15 protein-coding genes are annotated in these 15,915 nt (G+C 69.6%); 9 read left to right on the forward strand and 6 right to left on the reverse strand.

Annotation, left to right across the window (positions count from 1 at the left end; genetic code table 11):
- The 4 genes from ACWEIJ_RS11065 to ACWEIJ_RS11080 are packed head-to-tail and all read right to left on the reverse strand — an operon-like array spanning position 1 to position 3,810.
- The gene (locus ACWEIJ_RS11065) at positions 1 to 1,038 is read right to left on the reverse strand and encodes an ABC transporter permease (protein ID WP_449836995.1); all 1,038 of its coding nucleotides are present in this window, start codon (positions 1,036 to 1,038) and stop codon (positions 1 to 3) included.
- On the reverse strand, positions 1,038 to 1,802 hold the full coding sequence (locus ACWEIJ_RS11070) for an ATP-binding cassette domain-containing protein (protein ID WP_449836996.1): 765 nt from the start codon (positions 1,800 to 1,802) through the stop codon (positions 1,038 to 1,040). The genes ACWEIJ_RS11065 and ACWEIJ_RS11070 overlap by 1 nt, the downstream gene beginning before the upstream one ends.
- On the reverse strand, positions 1,799 to 2,830 hold the full coding sequence (locus ACWEIJ_RS11075) for a class I mannose-6-phosphate isomerase (RefSeq protein WP_449836997.1): 1,032 nt from the start codon (positions 2,828 to 2,830) through the stop codon (positions 1,799 to 1,801). Before ACWEIJ_RS11075 ends, ACWEIJ_RS11070 begins: the two co-directional genes overlap by 4 nt.
- Complete coding sequence (locus ACWEIJ_RS11080) at positions 2,827 to 3,810, reverse strand: LacI family DNA-binding transcriptional regulator (protein WP_449836998.1); 984 nt, start codon at positions 3,808 to 3,810, stop codon at positions 2,827 to 2,829. The genes ACWEIJ_RS11075 and ACWEIJ_RS11080 overlap by 4 nt, the downstream gene beginning before the upstream one ends.
- Before the next feature lie 371 nt (positions 3,811 to 4,181).
- Here ACWEIJ_RS11080 and ACWEIJ_RS11085 point away from each other — a divergent pair, with 371 nt between their 5' ends.
- From ACWEIJ_RS11085 to ACWEIJ_RS11110, 6 genes are all read left to right on the forward strand, one after another.
- Entirely contained in the window at positions 4,182 to 6,392 is a 2,211-nt protein-coding gene (locus ACWEIJ_RS11085) for a GH92 family glycosyl hydrolase (RefSeq protein ID WP_449836999.1), read from the forward strand.
- A 28-nt stretch (positions 6,393 to 6,420) separates the two neighbouring features.
- Positions 6,421 to 8,694: a helix-turn-helix transcriptional regulator gene (locus ACWEIJ_RS11090; RefSeq protein ID WP_449837000.1), complete on the forward strand. Its 2,274-nt coding sequence runs from the start codon at positions 6,421 to 6,423 to the stop codon at positions 8,692 to 8,694.
- Between the two features lie 97 nt (positions 8,695 to 8,791).
- Positions 8,792 to 9,598, forward strand: coding sequence for a hypothetical protein (locus ACWEIJ_RS11095; RefSeq protein WP_449837001.1), 807 nt, complete (start codon positions 8,792 to 8,794; stop codon positions 9,596 to 9,598).
- A gap of 83 nt (positions 9,599 to 9,681) precedes the next feature.
- Positions 9,682 to 10,593 carry an ABC transporter ATP-binding protein gene (locus ACWEIJ_RS11100; protein WP_449837002.1) on the forward strand — a complete coding sequence of 304 codons (912 nt, stop codon included), beginning with the start codon at positions 9,682 to 9,684 and terminating at the stop codon, positions 10,591 to 10,593.
- Positions 10,590 to 11,633 (forward strand): ABC transporter permease, encoded by a 1,044-nt coding sequence (locus tag ACWEIJ_RS11105; RefSeq protein WP_449837003.1) that lies wholly within the window; start codon positions 10,590 to 10,592, stop codon positions 11,631 to 11,633. The genes ACWEIJ_RS11100 and ACWEIJ_RS11105 overlap by 4 nt, the downstream gene beginning before the upstream one ends.
- A gap of 51 nt (positions 11,634 to 11,684) precedes the next feature.
- Positions 11,685 to 12,008 carry a DUF3817 domain-containing protein gene (locus ACWEIJ_RS11110; protein ID WP_449837004.1) on the forward strand — a complete coding sequence of 108 codons (324 nt, stop codon included), beginning with the start codon at positions 11,685 to 11,687 and terminating at the stop codon, positions 12,006 to 12,008.
- Here the strand turns inward: ACWEIJ_RS11110 and ACWEIJ_RS11115 are convergent.
- The gene (locus ACWEIJ_RS11115) at positions 11,980 to 13,023 is read right to left on the reverse strand and encodes a phosphotransferase (protein ID WP_449837005.1); all 1,044 of its coding nucleotides are present in this window, start codon (positions 13,021 to 13,023) and stop codon (positions 11,980 to 11,982) included. The two genes, ACWEIJ_RS11110 and ACWEIJ_RS11115, sit on opposite strands and share 29 nt — an antisense overlap.
- A gap of 32 nt (positions 13,024 to 13,055) precedes the next feature.
- The gene (locus ACWEIJ_RS11120; RefSeq protein WP_355446744.1) at positions 13,056 to 13,553 is read right to left on the reverse strand and encodes a MarR family winged helix-turn-helix transcriptional regulator; all 498 of its coding nucleotides are present in this window, start codon (positions 13,551 to 13,553) and stop codon (positions 13,056 to 13,058) included.
- A gap of 51 nt (positions 13,554 to 13,604) precedes the next feature.
- Between ACWEIJ_RS11120 and ACWEIJ_RS11125 the strand changes: the two genes are divergently transcribed.
- The 3 genes from ACWEIJ_RS11125 to ACWEIJ_RS11135 all read left to right on the forward strand — a co-directional run bounded on the left by ACWEIJ_RS11125 (position 13,605) and on the right by ACWEIJ_RS11135 (position 15,783).
- Entirely contained in the window at positions 13,605 to 13,910 is a 306-nt protein-coding gene (locus ACWEIJ_RS11125; protein ID WP_449837006.1) for an MTH1187 family thiamine-binding protein, read from the forward strand.
- A gap of 83 nt (positions 13,911 to 13,993) precedes the next feature.
- On the forward strand, positions 13,994 to 14,818 hold the full coding sequence (locus ACWEIJ_RS11130; RefSeq protein ID WP_449837007.1) for an SCO6745 family protein: 825 nt from the start codon (positions 13,994 to 13,996) through the stop codon (positions 14,816 to 14,818).
- Entirely contained in the window at positions 14,815 to 15,783 is a 969-nt protein-coding gene (locus ACWEIJ_RS11135) for a tetratricopeptide repeat protein (protein WP_449837008.1), read from the forward strand. Before ACWEIJ_RS11130 ends, ACWEIJ_RS11135 begins: the two co-directional genes overlap by 4 nt.
- The last annotated feature ends 132 nt before the right edge of the window (positions 15,784 to 15,915 follow it).

Here is a 15,915-nt window from a genome sequence, read left to right on the forward strand (position 1 = left end):
CTAACGTTGGTTGCGCGCCCGCCGCCGCGTCTGGTCCAGCCACACGGCGGCCACCAGCACGATCGCGACCGCGATCGGCTGCCAGAACTCCCTGACCCCGATGATCACGAGGCCCTTCTCCAGCACCGCCGGGATGAACACGCCGAACACCGTGCCCAGCACCGAACCCATGCCGCCGAAGATGCTCGTGCCTCCCAGCACGACGGCGGCGATCGCGTTCAGGTTGTCCGTCTCGTGGCCGGTGACGACCGCGACCCGGAAGAACGCGTTGCCCATGAACCCCGCGAGACCGGCCAGGGTGCCCGCGAGGAGGTAGACCTTCGTGAGGTGGTTGCGCACCGAGATGCCGACGCGCCTGGCCGCCTCCTCGTTGGAACCGACGGCGTAGGTGTAGCGGCCGAACCGCGTGGTGGACAGGAGAAGCGCGCCTGCGGCGGTGACGATCGCGGCCACGATCACGATGTTCGGGATGCCGAACCACGTGCCGGAGCCGAAGGTGCGGTTCAGCCGGTCCGGGATGCCGGACACGTTGGAACCGTTGTTCAGCAACAGCGCGGCACCCTGCGCCGCGCCGAACGAGCCGAGGGTCACGATCAACGGCGGGATCTTCGCGCGGGAGATCAGCAGACCGTTGAGCAGCCCCCACACCGCGCCGCTGACGACCGCGACCAGCAGGCCGCAGGCGATGACGCCCCAGCCCGCGTTCGTCGCGTCGCCACCGGACAACCTGTTCATCGCCAGTGCGGACGCGACGCTCGCGAACACCAGCACCGAGCCCACGGACAGGTCGATGCCGGACGTGATGATCACGAACGTCATGCCGACGGCGAGCACCAGCAGCACCGCGGTCTCCGCGAGCAGGAACTGCAGCGTGGTCACCTGGAACACCGCGTCCGGGCGGATCGCCCCGAACACCGCGACCAGCACGAGCAGCACCAGGCCGATCCAGAGCGTGTTCGCCCCGGTCAGCCGCTTCAGCAGCGGCGTGCGCCTTTCGGTGGACAGATCCTCTGACAACGTTGTCTTCGTATCGGTCATCACGCGGCGTCCTCTTGCGACAGTGCGCCGGTCATCGCGCCGACGAGCTCTTCCACGGTGGTCTCGGCGGCCTTGAACCGCGCCACCCGGCGGCCGAGGCGCAGCACCTCGACGCGGTCGGACACGGACAGCACCTCCGGCATGTTGTGCGAGATCAGCACCACGGCGATGCCCTCGTCCCGCACCCGCTTGATCACGTCCAGCACGCGTTCCCGTTGCACCACACCGAGTGCGGCGGTCGGCTCGTCCATGAAGACGAGCTTCGACGCCCACGCCACCGACCGCGCCACCGCGACCGACTGGCGCTGGCCACCGGACAGCGCCGCGATCGGCACGTCGATGCTCTGCAGCGTCGCGCCGAACCGCGTGAAGTGCTCGACCGCCTGCCGGCGCATCGCCTTCTTGTCCAGCACGCCCAGCCAGCCGAGCGGGCCTGACTTGAGGATCTCCCTGCCCAGGAACATGTTCGCGGCCGGGTCGAGGTCCGGCGCGACCGCGAGGTCCTGGAACACCGTCTCGATGCCCCGGTCGCGGGCGTCGTTGGGGGAGCTCAGCGTGATGGGCTTGCCGTCGAGCAGCAGGGTGCCGCCGCTCGGCTGCTCCACCCCGGACAGGCACTTCACCAGGGTGGACTTGCCCGCGCCGTTGTCGCCGATCAGCGACACGACCTCGCCGGGGTAGGCGGTGAACGACGCACCGCGGAGCGCCTCCACGGTGCCGTAGTTCTTCGTGAGATCACGAGCCTCCAGCAACGGCTCGGTCATGGCGACACGTCCTCCACTGTGGACAGCACGGGTGGTCGGCAGCGGATCGCCACCAGGTCACCGGTCAGCCCGAGCTCGCCCGCCGCGTGCGGCACGACGACGGTGCTGCCCTTGCGGACCTCCAGCTCACCGAGCCGGCCGGCACCCTCCAGCACCACCAGCACGGCGAACGAGGGCTCCAGCGCGAGGGAACCCTCCACGTGCAGGCGGTCGGCCTGGAAGAACGGGTCCGCGTCGTGACCGAGCAGATCGACCGACGGCGCCCACTTCTCGGACGTCTGGTGCACGAGCCGGTCCAGCTTCTTGCCCCAGCCGTGCCGGTCGACGCAGTCCAGCGCCACGTCGTAGCCGAGCCCGAGGTGACCGACGTCGGCGTTGGCGAGAAAACCCCGCCACTCCAGCGTCACCGAGAAGTCCGTCGGCTGCTGCAGTTCGACGATGAACACGCCTGCACCGATCGCGTGCGGCACCCCGGCCGGCACGAACACCGTGTCGCCGGGCCGCACGCAGATCGGGTTCAACGAGTCGAGCATCGCCTGCGTGTTCTGCGTGGCCACCCACTCGGCGACGGTCTCGGCGGGCACGTCGTCGCGGAATCCGATGTAGACGGTCGGGTCGCTCCCGGTCGTGCCGACGACGATCCACGCCTCGGTCTTGCCGTGCCGGCAGTTCAGGTGCGAGGCCGCGAAGGCGTTCGACGGGTGGCAGTGCACGGGCAGGCGCTGGCCCGCGTCGAGCAGCTTCACCAGCAACGCCGTGTCCGCGCCGAACTTCGCCACGTGGTCCGCGCCGAGCCATCCCGTCGGGTCCGCCCGGACGGCGTCGCGGAGAAGGACGCCGTTCGGCAACGTTGTCAACCCGGCATCGCTGCGCCCGAACAACGTCGTCGTCGAGGCCACCCAGTCCTCGGGCCCGAAGTCGCCGCTCGTGCCACCGCGCAACGCGGCGATCGCCTCCCCGCCGCGGTAGAACTGCTTCGGCTGGTTGGCCGGCAGGCTGACAGGCTGGTGGAGCACACCAGAACTCACGCGTGGACCTCCCCGGATCCTCGTGGCACCAAACGCACCGGCAGCACGACGCGGCGCGGTGGCGAGTTGTCGCCGTCCAAGCGGGCGAACAACAAATCCGTGGCCGCCTTGCCGAGCGCGCTCGCGTCATGCGCGATCACGGTCACCGGCGGCGACAACAGGTCGGCAAGCTCGAAGTCGTCGAAGCCCACCAGCGCGGGCCGTTCCGCGGACCCCGCGAGCGCGCGCAGGATGTGCACGGTGATGCGGTTGTTGCCGGCCACGATCGCCGTCGCGGGATCGCGCAGGTTCCGCAACCGCTGCAACGTCGTCACCACGGTGGCCTCGTCGTGCGGCCCCATGGCCACGAGCTCCTCGTGGTACCCGATGCCCGCCCGCACACAGCCCTCGCGGTACCCGCGCAGCCGCTCGTTGGCGGTGAAGATGTCCGGCGCGTCACCGAGAAACGCGATGCGGCGGTGCCCGTGCGAAGCCAGGTGCGTGACCGCCTCGACGGTGCCACCGATGTTGTCCACCAGCACGGTGTCCGCCACGACGTCTCCGGCAGGCCGGTCCAGGAACACCACCGGCGTACCCGCGCGCATCTCCGGCACCAGATAGCTGTGCTGCAACCCCGCCGGCACGATCAGCAGCCCGTCGACCCTGCGGCTGCAGAACTCCAGCGCGAGCTCCCTTTCGCGGCCGGGGTCCTCGTCACTGGACCCGGAGATCACCTGCCGGCCTCGCAGCCGCGCGATCTCCTCGACAGCGCGGGTCACGCCGGAGTAGAACGGGTTGCCGACGTCCTCCAGCACCAGCCCGATCGTGCCGGTGGACGAGCCTCGGCGCAGGTTGCGGGCACTCAGGTTCCGCCGGAACCCGAGCTGGTCGATGGCCGCGAGCACGCGCTCGGCGGTGGACGGGTGCACACCCGGCTCGTCGTTGACCACGCGTGAGACGGTCTTGATGCTCACGCCCGCCAGCCGCGCGACATCGTTCATCGTCGCGCGACGGACCTTGCGCTGACCGGTTGCCGGTCCGCTGGGGGACAACGTTGTCATAGTGGCCGTATCTCACCCCGGCTTCACGTGCTTGTCAACCGTTCCGGAACCGGTCAAGCGGCCTGTCCGCCGATGTCAGCGCGCCGGGGTGACGCGGTCCTGTGTGGACCGCGGCCTGGGTCTTGGTCGCTGACGACCTCTGGCGAGATGCTTTCGGCCTTCAAAACCGGGCATGAGTGTGGTGATGTCGGTGAGCGGCGATGAAATGACGCTCCCGTCCGTCCGGCCCAACCCGGCAAGCCTCCGCAACCACCCGACCGGACCAGGCCGACACCCCGCAACCCCCAGAAACCCGCACTAGGGTGAAACCCGTGGACGCACTGGATCCCATCGAGTCGGTCAACACGTTCATCGGCACAAAGGACGAGGGCAACACGTTCCCCGGCGCGTCCATGCCGTTCGGCAAGGCGCATTCCAGCCCGATCGGCTCGCACTACGCCGGTTACCGGTACGACGATCCGATGATCCGCGGCTTCGGGCACTTCTTCCTATCCGGTGCCGGGTGCTGGGAGCAGGGCGGGCTGGTGTCGATCCTGCCGACGTTCGGCGCGTTGCCGGCCAGCTTCGACCACAAGCGCTACGCCACCGGGTACGGCCACGACGGGGAGATCGGCAAGCCCGGCTACTACAAGGTGAAGCTGGCTCGCGGCATCACCGTCGAGTGCACCGCGACCACCAGGGCCGGGGTGGAGCGCTACACGTGGGCGGGTGGTGTCAGCGGCACGTTGCTCGTCAACGTCGGACAGGCCAACGACAAGGAACCGGTTTCCGCGAGCAGCGTCAAGGTTCTCGACGACCGCACGATCACCGGGACCGTGGAGACGCAGGCGTTCTGCGGTGGTCGTCCGTACGTCTCGTACTTCACCACGAGGTTCGACCGCCCGTTCCGGGAGTTCGGCACCTGGGGGCCGGCCGGAGCCAAGCCGGGTCAACGGGAGTCCGCCGGCGGGGCCGGGTTGCGGGGTGCCTGGGTCACGTTCGAACCGGGGCCGGTCACCGCGTGCACTGCACTGTCCCAAGTGGACGAGCAGGGCAGCAGGGCCAACCTCGAAGCGGAGACGGTCGGCAGGTCCTTCGACGAGCTGCGCAACGAGGCCCAGGAAGCGTGGCGCCGGGAGCTCGCCTGCATCGAGATCGAGACGGACGACTGGGACGACCGGGCGGTCTTCTACACCGCGCTCTACCACGTCCTGCTCCAGCCGTTGACCGGCAGCGACGTCGACGGCCGGTACCGGGGGTTCGACAACCGGATCCACCAGGCCGAGGGCTGGACCTATTACGAGTACTACTCGCTCTGGGACACCTATCGCGCCCACAACCAGCTGCTCTCGCTGATCCGCACGCAGCGGGCGAAGGACGTCGCGCGGAGCATCCTCGCCATCCACGAGCAGGGCGGCTGGCTGCCGCGCTGGGCCTACGCCAACCAGGAGACCAACTGCATGACCGGCGATCCGGTCACGCCGTTCCTGGTCGACCTGTGGCGGTTCGGGCACCTCAAGGGCTTCGAGGAGCAGGCGTACCGGGCACTCGTGCAGAACGTCGACGGTGTGCCGCCGGAGAGCTCGCGGTTCCAGGGGCGGTCGGGCAACCCGAACTACCTCGCCAAGGGCTTCGTCCAGTACGACAAGAACTTCCCGAAGAAGGGGCAGGACACCGATCCGCACCACGGTGCGTCGGCGACCTTCGAGTACGCGCTGGCCGACGCCACGCTGGCGATCATGGCGGCGGAGCTCGGTCACGCGGAGGACGCCGAGCGGTTGCGCAAGCGCGGTCTCAACCACCGCGACCTCTGGGACCACAGCGTCACCGACCGCGGCTTCACCGGGTTCCCGCGGCCCAAGCTGGCCGGCGGTGCGTGGCTCAGCCCGTTCACGCCGCAGGGGGCGGAGGGCTTCCACGAGGGCACGGCCTGGCAGTACCAGTGGCTCGCCCAGCACGACGTCAACGGCCTGATCACCGCGCTCGGCGGCAAGGCGGCGGCCGAGGCCAGGCTCGACGACTTCTTCGCCTACCAGGACCTGCTGACCGACCCGAAGCGAACCGTCCGCGAGAAGTGGGTCGTCGGGCCGTACGACTACTACAACCAGTTCAGGTACAACCCGAACAACGAGCCGGACCTGCACGCGCCGTGGATGTACGCGCTCATCGGCAAGCCGGAGAAGACGTCGGTGGTCATCAGGGCCGCGCAGACGCTGTTCGTGAACGGGCCGGCCGGTGTCACGGGCAACGACGATCTCGGCACGATGTCGGCCTGGTACATCTTCAGCGCGCTCGGCATGTACCCCGTGGTGCCCGGAACTGGCGAATTCGTGCCACATGCGCCCAAATTCCGGCGTGCCGTGGTCCACCTGGAGAACGGCAAGGACATCGTGATCAAGGCCGAGGCCGCGGACACGACGAAAACGCAGGTGGTGGAGCGGATTCGCAGTGGCTGGCTGAACCGGAGGAAAGATCGGATCGAGCTCGCCGAGCTGCGTTCCGGTACCACGCTGGAGGTCGACCTCCACACACTTTCCAATTGAGACGCCAAAACGGACGTAGGCTCGTCCAATGGGCACCTGCGCGAGCTGTGGCACGGAATTCGCGCCCCTGCCGTCGCGGGCGCGGTACTGCTCGAACGCCTGCCGTCAACGCGCCTACCGCAGGCGCTCCGCGGGTACGTCCACTGTGGTCACCGAACTGCCCGTGCACGACGGTGCGTTCGTCGGCCGCGAGGCCGAGCTGACCGAGCTGCTTTCGTTGCTGCGCAAGCACAGGCTGCTCACGATCGTCGGATCGGCAGGGGTCGGCAAGACGCGGCTCGCGGTCGAGGTCGCGCGGCGCTCCAGGAAGGTCGAGGTCCGCACGGTCGAGCTGGGCAAGCTGAGCCGGCCGGACCAGGTGGTGCAGGCGTTCGCCGAAGCCGTTGGGGCGTACCAGCACGCGGGGGTCGCGCTGCGCACGACGTTGCTGGCCGCGCTGGGCAACCGGCGGATCCTGCTGCTCGTCGACAACTGCGAACACCTCGTCGAGGAGTGCTGCGGTGTCGTGGACGCGCTCTTGGCGCGCTGCCCGAACGTGCAGGTCCTCGCCACCAGCAGGGAGGCGCTGCGGGCCGTCGGGGAGGCGGTGTACCCGCTGCACGGCATGGAGGACGACGCGGTCCGGCTGTTCACCGAACGGGCGGGCGTGCCGGGCGACCAGGAGCTGATCGCGGCGGTCTGCGCGCGGCTCGACGGGGTGCCGCTCGCGGTGGAGCTGGCCGCGAAGCTGTCCAGGTCGGTGCCGCTGTGCGATCTCGCGAACCACCTCGACCAGCGGCTCGACCTGCTGAGCGACGCCGGGGGCGAGCAGTCGCGGCACCGCAGCCTGCGGGCGGCCATCGACTGGAGCCACGCCCTGCTGACCGGGCAGGAGAAGGAGCTGTTCCGGCGGCTCGCGCTGCTGCCCGGCGGGTTCGGGCTCGACATCGCCCAGGTCGTGCACGGTGGCCCCGCGACCGGTCCCGCGGCCGGCACGGTGATCGGGCTGCTCACGGCGTTGCAGGCGAAGTCGTTGGTGGTGCGGGAGAACGACGGCCGCTTCCGGATGCTCGAGTCGGTGCGCCTGTACGCGGAGGAACGGCTCAGGGAGCACGACGAACACGGCGTGACGGCCGAGCGGATCATCGAGTGGCTGTGCGAGAAGGGCGAACCCGGCGTCACCTCGTCGATCCTCGCGCCGGAGCAGGTGAAGGCGCAGCACCAGGAGTACGACAACGTGGCGTACGCGTTCGCCCGTTTGACCGCACCGCGGGACGTGCGCCGGCTGATGCTCGCCACGATGTTGCTGAGGGTGTGCTTCGACCGCGGCTACTTCGCCGAGGCGGGTGCGGTGCTGATGCAGGTGCTGCACCAGGCGGCCGCTGACCACCGGTACCGGATCATCGCGCTGGAGTACGCGTCTCTGCTGGCGGTGCACGAGGAACGTCACGACGAAGCCGTGAAGTACGCGCTGGAGGCGGTCCACACCGCGGAGACCGGTGGGCAGCAGCTGATCATGTGCCGGCTCTATCGCACGTTAGCGACCGCTTACGACGGTTCGGGCGATACGGCGAACACCGCATGGGCGTTGCGCCGGTCGATCGAGCACGGCGTACGCAACGGCAACGACGTGAGCGTGGCCGTGTCGAGCCAGAACCTCGGCTGGATGCTGCTCGTCCAGGGCGACGTCGAGGGCGCGCGCGAGCTGGTGGAAGGCGCGCTGCCCACGTTGAGAGCGCATGCACGGCGAGATGTCGTGTCGATCGCCGTGCACTCGTCGGGCTGCATAGCGTTGGAACGAGGGGATTTGACCACGGCCGGCGCGCGGTTCGCGGAGAGTGCGCAGCTGTCGGCGTACATGCCGCGCGCGGCGCTGGAGTCGGTAGAGGGTCGTGGCCTGGTCGCGGTGCTGTCCGGACGGCACGAGCTCGGCGTGCGGTTGCTGGCCGCGTGCCGGCAGATGCGCACGGCGTGGGTTGTTCCGGCGGAGCAGTGGTGGCAGCGGAAGATGGACTCCGTGCTGGACGTCGCACGGGAGGCCTTGTCTCGCGCGGCTTTCACCCGAGCGCTGAACGCGGGCCGGGCGATGGACGTGCGGCACGCCCTGGAAACCGCGCTGGACAAGGAGATCGTGCGGGACGCGGTGCTCAGCGACCGGCAGCGCATGGTGGTCGAGCTGGTGGCGCAGGGCCTGACCAACACCCAAATCGCCACGAAACTCGGCATTTCGCACCGCACGGTGGAATCCCACGTGCACAACGTGAAGACCGCGCTGAATCTTTCAACTCGCGCGCAGCTCGTCGCGTGGGCGGAGTCGAACTGACCGGTCCAACTGAGACGTAACGCTGCCGTTCATCCGGATGACTTCGCGCTCACCGGCGTTCATTGTGAGTACAACCAACGCGAGGGGAGGGAGCGACGTGGAACCGTTCCGTCTGCTGCACCCCGACCTCGTGCCGCAACGGCGCGAGTCGCTGCAGCACGCTGCGTCCATGCTCGTCCAGATGGGGTTGGACGACACGGTGCTCTCGGCGCCGCCCGTGCACCAGCGGCTGGCCCGCGTGGTGCTCGCGAGCAGTGACGTGATCGAGTGGAAACCCGGCCACGGCACCGGTGAGGCGAGCCACGACGACCGGTTCGGCATCATGCGGGTGGGCGGAGACCGCGGTGGCGTTTTCCTGTCCAGCGTCCTGATCGCCTACCTCGACGTGCTGGAGAACGCGGCGCGCATGGGCACGTCCCTGGGCGAGGACGACTGGCGCACGCTGCTCTGGGCGCCCACAGCGCTCTTCGACCACGTGCTGCGCCGCCCGCAGCTCGGCATGACCGTGGTGCCGCCGGGAACCGGCGCCGCACACCTCCCGCAGCGGCGCAACCAGGCCGGCCAGCGCCTCTACCTCGCACTGATGCAGGTCGTGCGGTTCGCGGTCAGCGGCGTCGTGCGCGCCCAGGACGACCGCACGCTCGTCGAGGACTGCGTGACGCTCGCGACGGCGTGCCTGCGGGCCGCCGCGGTCGCGCTCGCGTTCGCCTGCGACGTCCGGCCCGGCCTGGGGGAGGCCACGCCGCTGCCGATCATGGAGACCTCCGAGCACCGCCACCTGTGGCAGGTGATCGGCGAGGTGCGCGCGGCCGTCCCGCGGGCGCGCTTCGACCAGTTCGCCGCGGCGTTGCGGCGGCTCAACGACATCTACACCGCGAGCCCGCTGCTCGTCGCCGGGTGCTAGCCGGCCACTCCTTGGTCTCGACTTGCCACCGACTTTCGTCGTTCCGGCCCACGATCCGAGATGTGCTGACCTAACGTTCGGCCATGACAGAGGAACGGTCGGCGGTCGTGGTGCGGGACATCCGCAAGAGCTACGGCGAGCTGAAGGCGGTGGACGGGGTCTCGTTCACCGTGGCCGAAGGCGAGTTCTTCGGCATCCTGGGGCCGAACGGCGCCGGGAAGACGACCACGCTGGAGATCATCGAGGGCCTGCGCGAACCCGACAGCGGTGACGTGACGCTCCTCGGTGAGAGGCCGTGGCCGCGCAACGTGAAGCTGCTGCCGCGCATCGGCGTTCAGCTGCAGGCGTCGTCGTTCTTCGACAAGCTGACCGCGAGGGAGCAGCTGCAGACGTTCGGCTCGCTCTACGGCGTGAACTCGACCAGGGCCGACGAGATGCTCGAACTGGTCGGCCTCACCGACAAGGCGAACGAGCAGGAGAACAAGCTCTCCGGCGGTCAGCGGCAGCGGCTCTCGATCGCGTGCGCGCTGATGCACGACCCGGACATCGTGTTCCTCGACGAACCGACCGCGGCGCTGGACCCGCAGGCGCGGCGCAACCTCTGGGACGTGCTGCGCGCGATCCGCGAGCGCGGCAAGACCATCGTCTACACCACGCACTACCTCGACGAGGCCGAGATCCTCTGCGACCGGGTGGCCATCATGGACGAGGGCAGGATCCTCGCGCTCGACCCGCCCGCGGTGCTGGTACGCGGCCTCGACGCACCGACCCACGTGACGCTGCAGAAGGGCGTGCTGCCCGTCGCGGAAGCGTCCGCATTGGACGGTGTCGAGGAGGCGCACGAGGACGAGGTGTCGCTGACGATCTCCACGCGCCGCCCCGCTCCCGTGCTGTCCGCGCTCGCCGACCGCGGCGCGCTCGACGGCCTGCAGGTCCGCACGGCCACCCTCGAAGACGTGTTCCTCAACCTGACCGGGCGGGAGTACCGCGCATGACCGCGTTCAAGACGCTCTCGCTGGCGATGTTCAAGGGCTTCGTCCGGGACAAGGTGACGTTGTTCTTCACCTTCCTGTTCCCGTTGATGTTCCTGGTGATCTTCGGTCTGATCCTGCGCGACGTCGGCGCGGACAAGACCAAGATCGCGGTGGTCGGCGACGGTCCGATCGTCAGCGCGCTGCGCGACAGCGGCGTGCTGGAGCTGGAGCCGTTCAACGACGAGAACGCCGCCGTGCAGAAGGTGAAGGACGGCGACCTGCCCGCGGCCCTGATCGTCCGCGGGCAGCGGCTCGACGTGCGGTTCGCGCAGAGCGACCAGGTCAAGTCCGCGACCGTGGTCGGGATCGTCAACGGGTTCGTGGACAAGGCGAACGTCGCCGCGACCGGTCAGCCGCCGCGCTTCACGTTCGCCGCGGAGAAGGTCGAGGACGCCTCGCTCAAGCCGATCCAGTTCCTGACGCCCGGCATCCTGTCGTGGGGTGTGGCGGTGTCGGCGGTGTTCGGCTCGGCGCTGACGCTGGTGTCGTGGCGGCGAAAGCAGGTGCTGCGCCGGATCCGGCTGGCGCCGGTGTCCGCGACCTCCGTGCTGTCGTCCCGAATCCTGGTCAGCGCGGGGGTCGCGCTGCTGCAGGGCGCGATCTTCGTCGGCGTCGCGTCGCTGCCGGTGTTCGGGTTGCGGCTGTCCGGGTCGTGGTGGCTCGCGATTCCGTTGCTGCTGCTGGGAACCATCGCGTTCTTCGCGCTCGGCATGCTGGTCGGCGCGTTCGCCAAGACCGAGGAGGCGGCATCGGCGGCGGCCAACATCGTCGTGCTGCCGATGGCGTTCATGTCCGGCACGTTCTTCCCGATGGACCAGGCGCCCGTGTGGCTGCAGGCGGTGTCGAAGGTCTTCCCGTTGCGGCACATGAACGACGGCATGCTCGACGTGCTGGTGCGCGGCAAGGGGATCGAGGCGCTGGCGGTGCCGGCCGCGGTGCTGGTCGGTTTCGCGCTGGTGGTCGGTTTCCTGGCCTCGCGCGTGTTCAAATGGGAGGAATAGGACAAGCCCCAGTGGTCGTGTGCTCCCCGTCACGGTTCATGATGGGGAGCCATGACGTTCTCCACCGCGGCTGGACGGTTCCGCATCTTCGCGCTCGCCGAGGCGATCTCCTGGGCGGGTCTGCTGCTCGGGATGTTCTTCAAGTACGTCGTCGTGCAGAACGAGATCGGCGTCAAGATCTTCGGCCCGATCCACGGCGTCGTCTTCATCGGCTTCGTGCTCGTGACGCTGATGGCGAAGGAGCCGCTGAAGTGGGACGCGCGCACGCTCGTGCTCGGCCTGTTCTCCAGCATCCCGCCGTTCGGCACGGTGATCTTCGAGCGCTGGGCCTCGAAGACCGGCCGCCTCAGCGAACCAGCTCCCGAACAGCTCTGAGCTCGGTCTGCGGGTCACCTTCGTGGTAGATCCGCTCGGACTCCTCGATGTTGTCGAGGAACTCCTGGTACTTCACCGCGTTGTGCAGGTGTGACGCGCGGCGGGCGACCTCGAGTGCCCTGAGCGGCTCGCTGTCCGGCCGGTGGACGAGCCACGCCTCGCTCCACACCTTCGCGATGTGGTCGTGGATCTCGGGCGGGCAGAACTCCAGCAGGCGGCACGCGTCGAGCGCCGGGTGGCCCCACACGGCGTCGGACCAGTCGATGATCTTGCCGGTGGCCCGCCAGTTGCCGGGGTGGAAGTCGCCGTGCGTGAGCGTGTCGGGAAGCCCGAACGACGGCATCGGCACCGATGTCGAGGGGAGCCGCGGGGCGCCGGCCAGCGCGTTCTGCACGGCCACCCAGCGCGGCACCACGAGCTCGACGTGGTCGGGCCTGATCGGCCAGCAGGAGCTGCCGGACTCGTCGCCGAGCAGGACCCGCTGCGGTGCCGAGGCGATCAGCTCGGGCACCAGGGTCGGGTCGTGCGCGGCGACCATCTTGATCACCGCGCCCTCGTCGACGAAGAAGGACGGGATGGCCTTCAGCCAGACCTGCCCGTTCTTCGTGGGCAGGCGGTGCACCGTGGAGAGGTTCCACGTGCGGACCTGGACGGCGGGCCCGGTGCGTTCGATCTGGGTGTCGGCCCACTCGATCAGCTCCGCGGGGCCGCCCAGCCGCGCGTACGGCGCCCGCAGCGGTGCGTCCGCCTCGGGTTCCTCCGCCGGGTGCAGCTTCGTGCGGTCCGGTTCGCCGTGCGCCTCGACGTGGTAGGTGACCAGACCGCCGCGCGGTGACTCGCCGTTCTCGACGGAGATCAGCCGCAGCACGCTCGTCCGGACGCCCAGCACCGCTTCGAGGGCCTCGTTGACCGGTTCGACGTGGTTCCAGAACGGCGACTCGATCGGAAGCGCGTCAGTTCGGCCCGCGAACCCGCTCGGGGCGCTGACCAGGGCGATGATCGACCGTTCCGTCACGCGACCATCATCGCGATCGGCTCAACCGGATTTCAGTCCTCGAAGTCGCCGCTCGCCCGGCGGACCTTCGCGAGCAGGTCGGTGAGCTGCTCGGTCTGCCGGTCGGTCAGGCCCTTGAGCCCCAGGTTGACCTCGACGACCGCGGCGGTGGCCGCCTCCCGGCGCTGCAGGCCCGCGTCGGTGATCTCGACCAGCGTGGTGCGGCGGTCGGTCGGGTGCGGGGTGCGCCGGACCAGGCCGTCGTGCTCCAGCCGGTCGACGATGTTGGTGACGCTCGTGGGGTGCAGCTGCAGGCGTTCGCCCATGACCCGCATGGGCAGCGCGCCTTTGCGCGAGAAGTACAGCAGCACCAACGCCTCGTAGCGCGCGAACGTGAGTCCGTGCGGCTTGAGGGCTGCGTCCACGGCGGACTGGATGATTTGCTGGACACGCATGACGCTCGTGACGGCGGCCATCGACGTGGACGGACCCACCCGGTCGTCCCACAGCTCGGCCGCGCGGGCGATCGGATCGAACGGCAGCGGTGTCATGGGCACCGAAGCTACCAGTCAGTACGCGCAGGGATCATCAGGGAGGCACGTGTGCTTGTCGCGTTCAGCGTTGCTCCGTCCGCATCGGACTCGTCGGGAAGCGTGGCCAAGGCCGTCGCCGAAGCCGTGCGGATCGTGCGGGAGTCGGGCCTGCCCAATGAGACGAACGCGATGTTCACCTTGATCGAGGGGGAGTGGGACGAGGTGATGGACGTGGTCAAGCGCGCGACGGAAGCCGTGCAGGCCAGCGCCCCGCGCGTCTCGCTCGTGCTCAAGGCGGACATCCGGACCGGCTACACCGGGCAGCTGCGGTCGAAGGTCGAACGGGTCGAGGAGCACCTGGCCGACACGCCGTGATCGCCGCCTCGGATGGCCGAACGCTCTACGCCGGCTCGGTGAGCGACGCCGTGCGGAGGCGTTCGCTGGGTTAGCGTGTCGGCGTGGACGCGAGGCAGCTGTGGTTGAGGTTCGAGCCCTACCACGACGTCACGTACTTCACGCCCGAGTCCCGCGCCGCGACCGACGCGCTCGGCTGCAAGGGCGGCTGGATGGGCTACTTCGGCATGCGCGCGGCACCCCTGGGCGCGGCGTCGCCGGAGCTGGTGACGGCCGTCTTCTACAACTTCTCCCCACGCATGGTGTCGCGCGCGCTGCCCGACGCGTGGGCGGTCGCCTCGCCCGCTGAGTACCTGCGCGTGCGGTTGGAGGGCGCTGACCTCGCCCTGCGCCGGATGCTGGGCGACGTCGACACCCCCGAGATCACCGAGGCCGCGTCGCTGGCGCGCGAGGCGGCTCTGGCGGTCGACGTGGCCGGGCGCCCGTTGGCCGCGGCGAACCGTGCGTTGCCGTGGCCCGTTGAGCCGCATCTGGCCCTGTGGCACGCCTGCACGATCTTGCGCGAGGCCCGCGGCGACGGCCACGTGGCCGCACTCGTCGCCCACGGCATCGGCCCGTGCCAAGCGCTTGCGCTCTACGCCCGCGAACACTCCCTCGACCCCGCGTACATGCGGAAGGCGCGTGGCTGGACCGTCGAGGAATGGGAATCCGTCTCGGATCTGCCGGGCGACCTGGCCGCGGTGGAACGCGCGACCGACGCCGCCGCCGTGGCCCCGTGGGAGGCGTTGGGCGCTGGTCCCACATCGCGGTTCATCGACCTGATGACACCGCTCGCACTACGCATCGCTTCGGCCAACGAGGCGATGCGCGTCAACCCGATGGCCCTGGACCCGGTCCGGGAACTAGCCGTGCCAGGATGGAACACGTGACAAGGCCTGATCCTCGCAAGACCGCCGCACTGTCCGCCGCCCTCTCCGGCGCCGTAGACCTCGGCGCCCTGAAGGCCCGAGCCGACGCCGCCCGCCAGGCCGCCGCCGCCCCCGCCGCCGCTCCGGGTGCTCCGGGTCCCGACAACGGGTCCGCGCCGTGGATCGTGGACGTCACCGAGGCCTCGTTCCAGGCCGTGGTCGAACAGTCCCTCCAGGTGCCGGTGGTGGTGCTGCTCGGCGCCTCCTACAGCCCGGAGTCGCAGACGCTGGCCGCGTCCCTCACCCGGCTGGCCACCTCGTCCGGCGGCGCGTGGATCCTGGCGCGCGTCGACCTGGAGCAGGCCCCGCGCATCGGCCAGGCGTTCGGCGTGCAGTCCGTACCGACGACCGTGGCCGTTGCCGCAGGTCAGCCCATCGACGCCTTCGCAGGTCCGATCGCGGACAGCGAGCTGTCGGCGTGGATCGCGCGGTTGCTGGACGCGCTGCGGGACCGGCTGCCGGGGATTCGGGCCGGCGAGGCTCGGGCCGGGGCTCCCGTGGAGGAAGAGGTCGTCGAGGACCCCCGCATCGTCGCGGCCGAGGAGGCCTTCGAGCGCGGCGACTACGCGGCCGCTCAGGAGTTCTACTCGCAGATTCTGGCCACTGAGCCTGCCAACGAGCTGGCCAAGGAAGGGCTGGCTCAGGCTCGGTTCGCTGAGCGGGCCGAGTCGGTCGACCCTGCGGTGATCGCCAAGGCCGATGCGGCGTTGGACGACATCGACGCCCAGTTGGCGGCGGCTGATGCCCAGGTGGCGTTGCAGCAGGTCGAGGAGGCGTTCGCTCGGCTGGTCAACACCGTTCGGCGGGTTTACGGGGACGATCGGGATCGGGTTCGGCAGCACCTGGTCGGGCTGTTCGAGCTGTTCCCGGCGGATGATCCTCGGGTGGCCGCGGCGCGACGGAACCTGGCTTCCGCGCTGTACTGATTTTCGGATCGCGCAGGTTTCGTGGGTCGTCCCCCTGGTTCGTTGGCGGGCGCTGGTTGGTTGTTCGTAGGTGGGCGCGTTGCGGGCGTGTCCGGCGGTTGCTTTCTGGGGCTCCGCCCCAGACCCGCCAAT

Source organism: Lentzea sp. NPDC004789 (assembly GCF_053601075.1).

Excerpts from the sequence above, each read along its gene's own strand:
- ACWEIJ_RS11065 (WP_449836995.1), bottom strand. The coding sequence starts at position 1,038 with ATGACCGATACGAAGACAACGTTGTCAGAGGATCTGTCCACCGAAAGG.
- ACWEIJ_RS11070 (WP_449836996.1), bottom strand. The coding sequence starts at position 1,802 with ATGACCGAGCCGTTGCTGGAGGCTCGTGATCTCACGAAGAACTACGGC.
- ACWEIJ_RS11080 (WP_449836998.1), bottom strand. The coding sequence starts at position 3,810 with ATGAACGATGTCGCGCGGCTGGCGGGCGTGAGCATCAAGACCGTCTCA.
- ACWEIJ_RS11090 (WP_449837000.1), top strand. The coding sequence starts at position 6,421 with ATGGGCACCTGCGCGAGCTGTGGCACGGAATTCGCGCCCCTGCCGTCG.
- ACWEIJ_RS11100 (WP_449837002.1), top strand. The coding sequence starts at position 9,682 with ATGACAGAGGAACGGTCGGCGGTCGTGGTGCGGGACATCCGCAAGAGC.
- ACWEIJ_RS11105 (WP_449837003.1), top strand. The coding sequence starts at position 10,590 with ATGACCGCGTTCAAGACGCTCTCGCTGGCGATGTTCAAGGGCTTCGTC.
- ACWEIJ_RS11110 (WP_449837004.1), top strand. The coding sequence starts at position 11,685 with ATGACGTTCTCCACCGCGGCTGGACGGTTCCGCATCTTCGCGCTCGCC.
- ACWEIJ_RS11120 (WP_355446744.1), bottom strand. The coding sequence starts at position 13,553 with ATGACACCGCTGCCGTTCGATCCGATCGCCCGCGCGGCCGAGCTGTGG.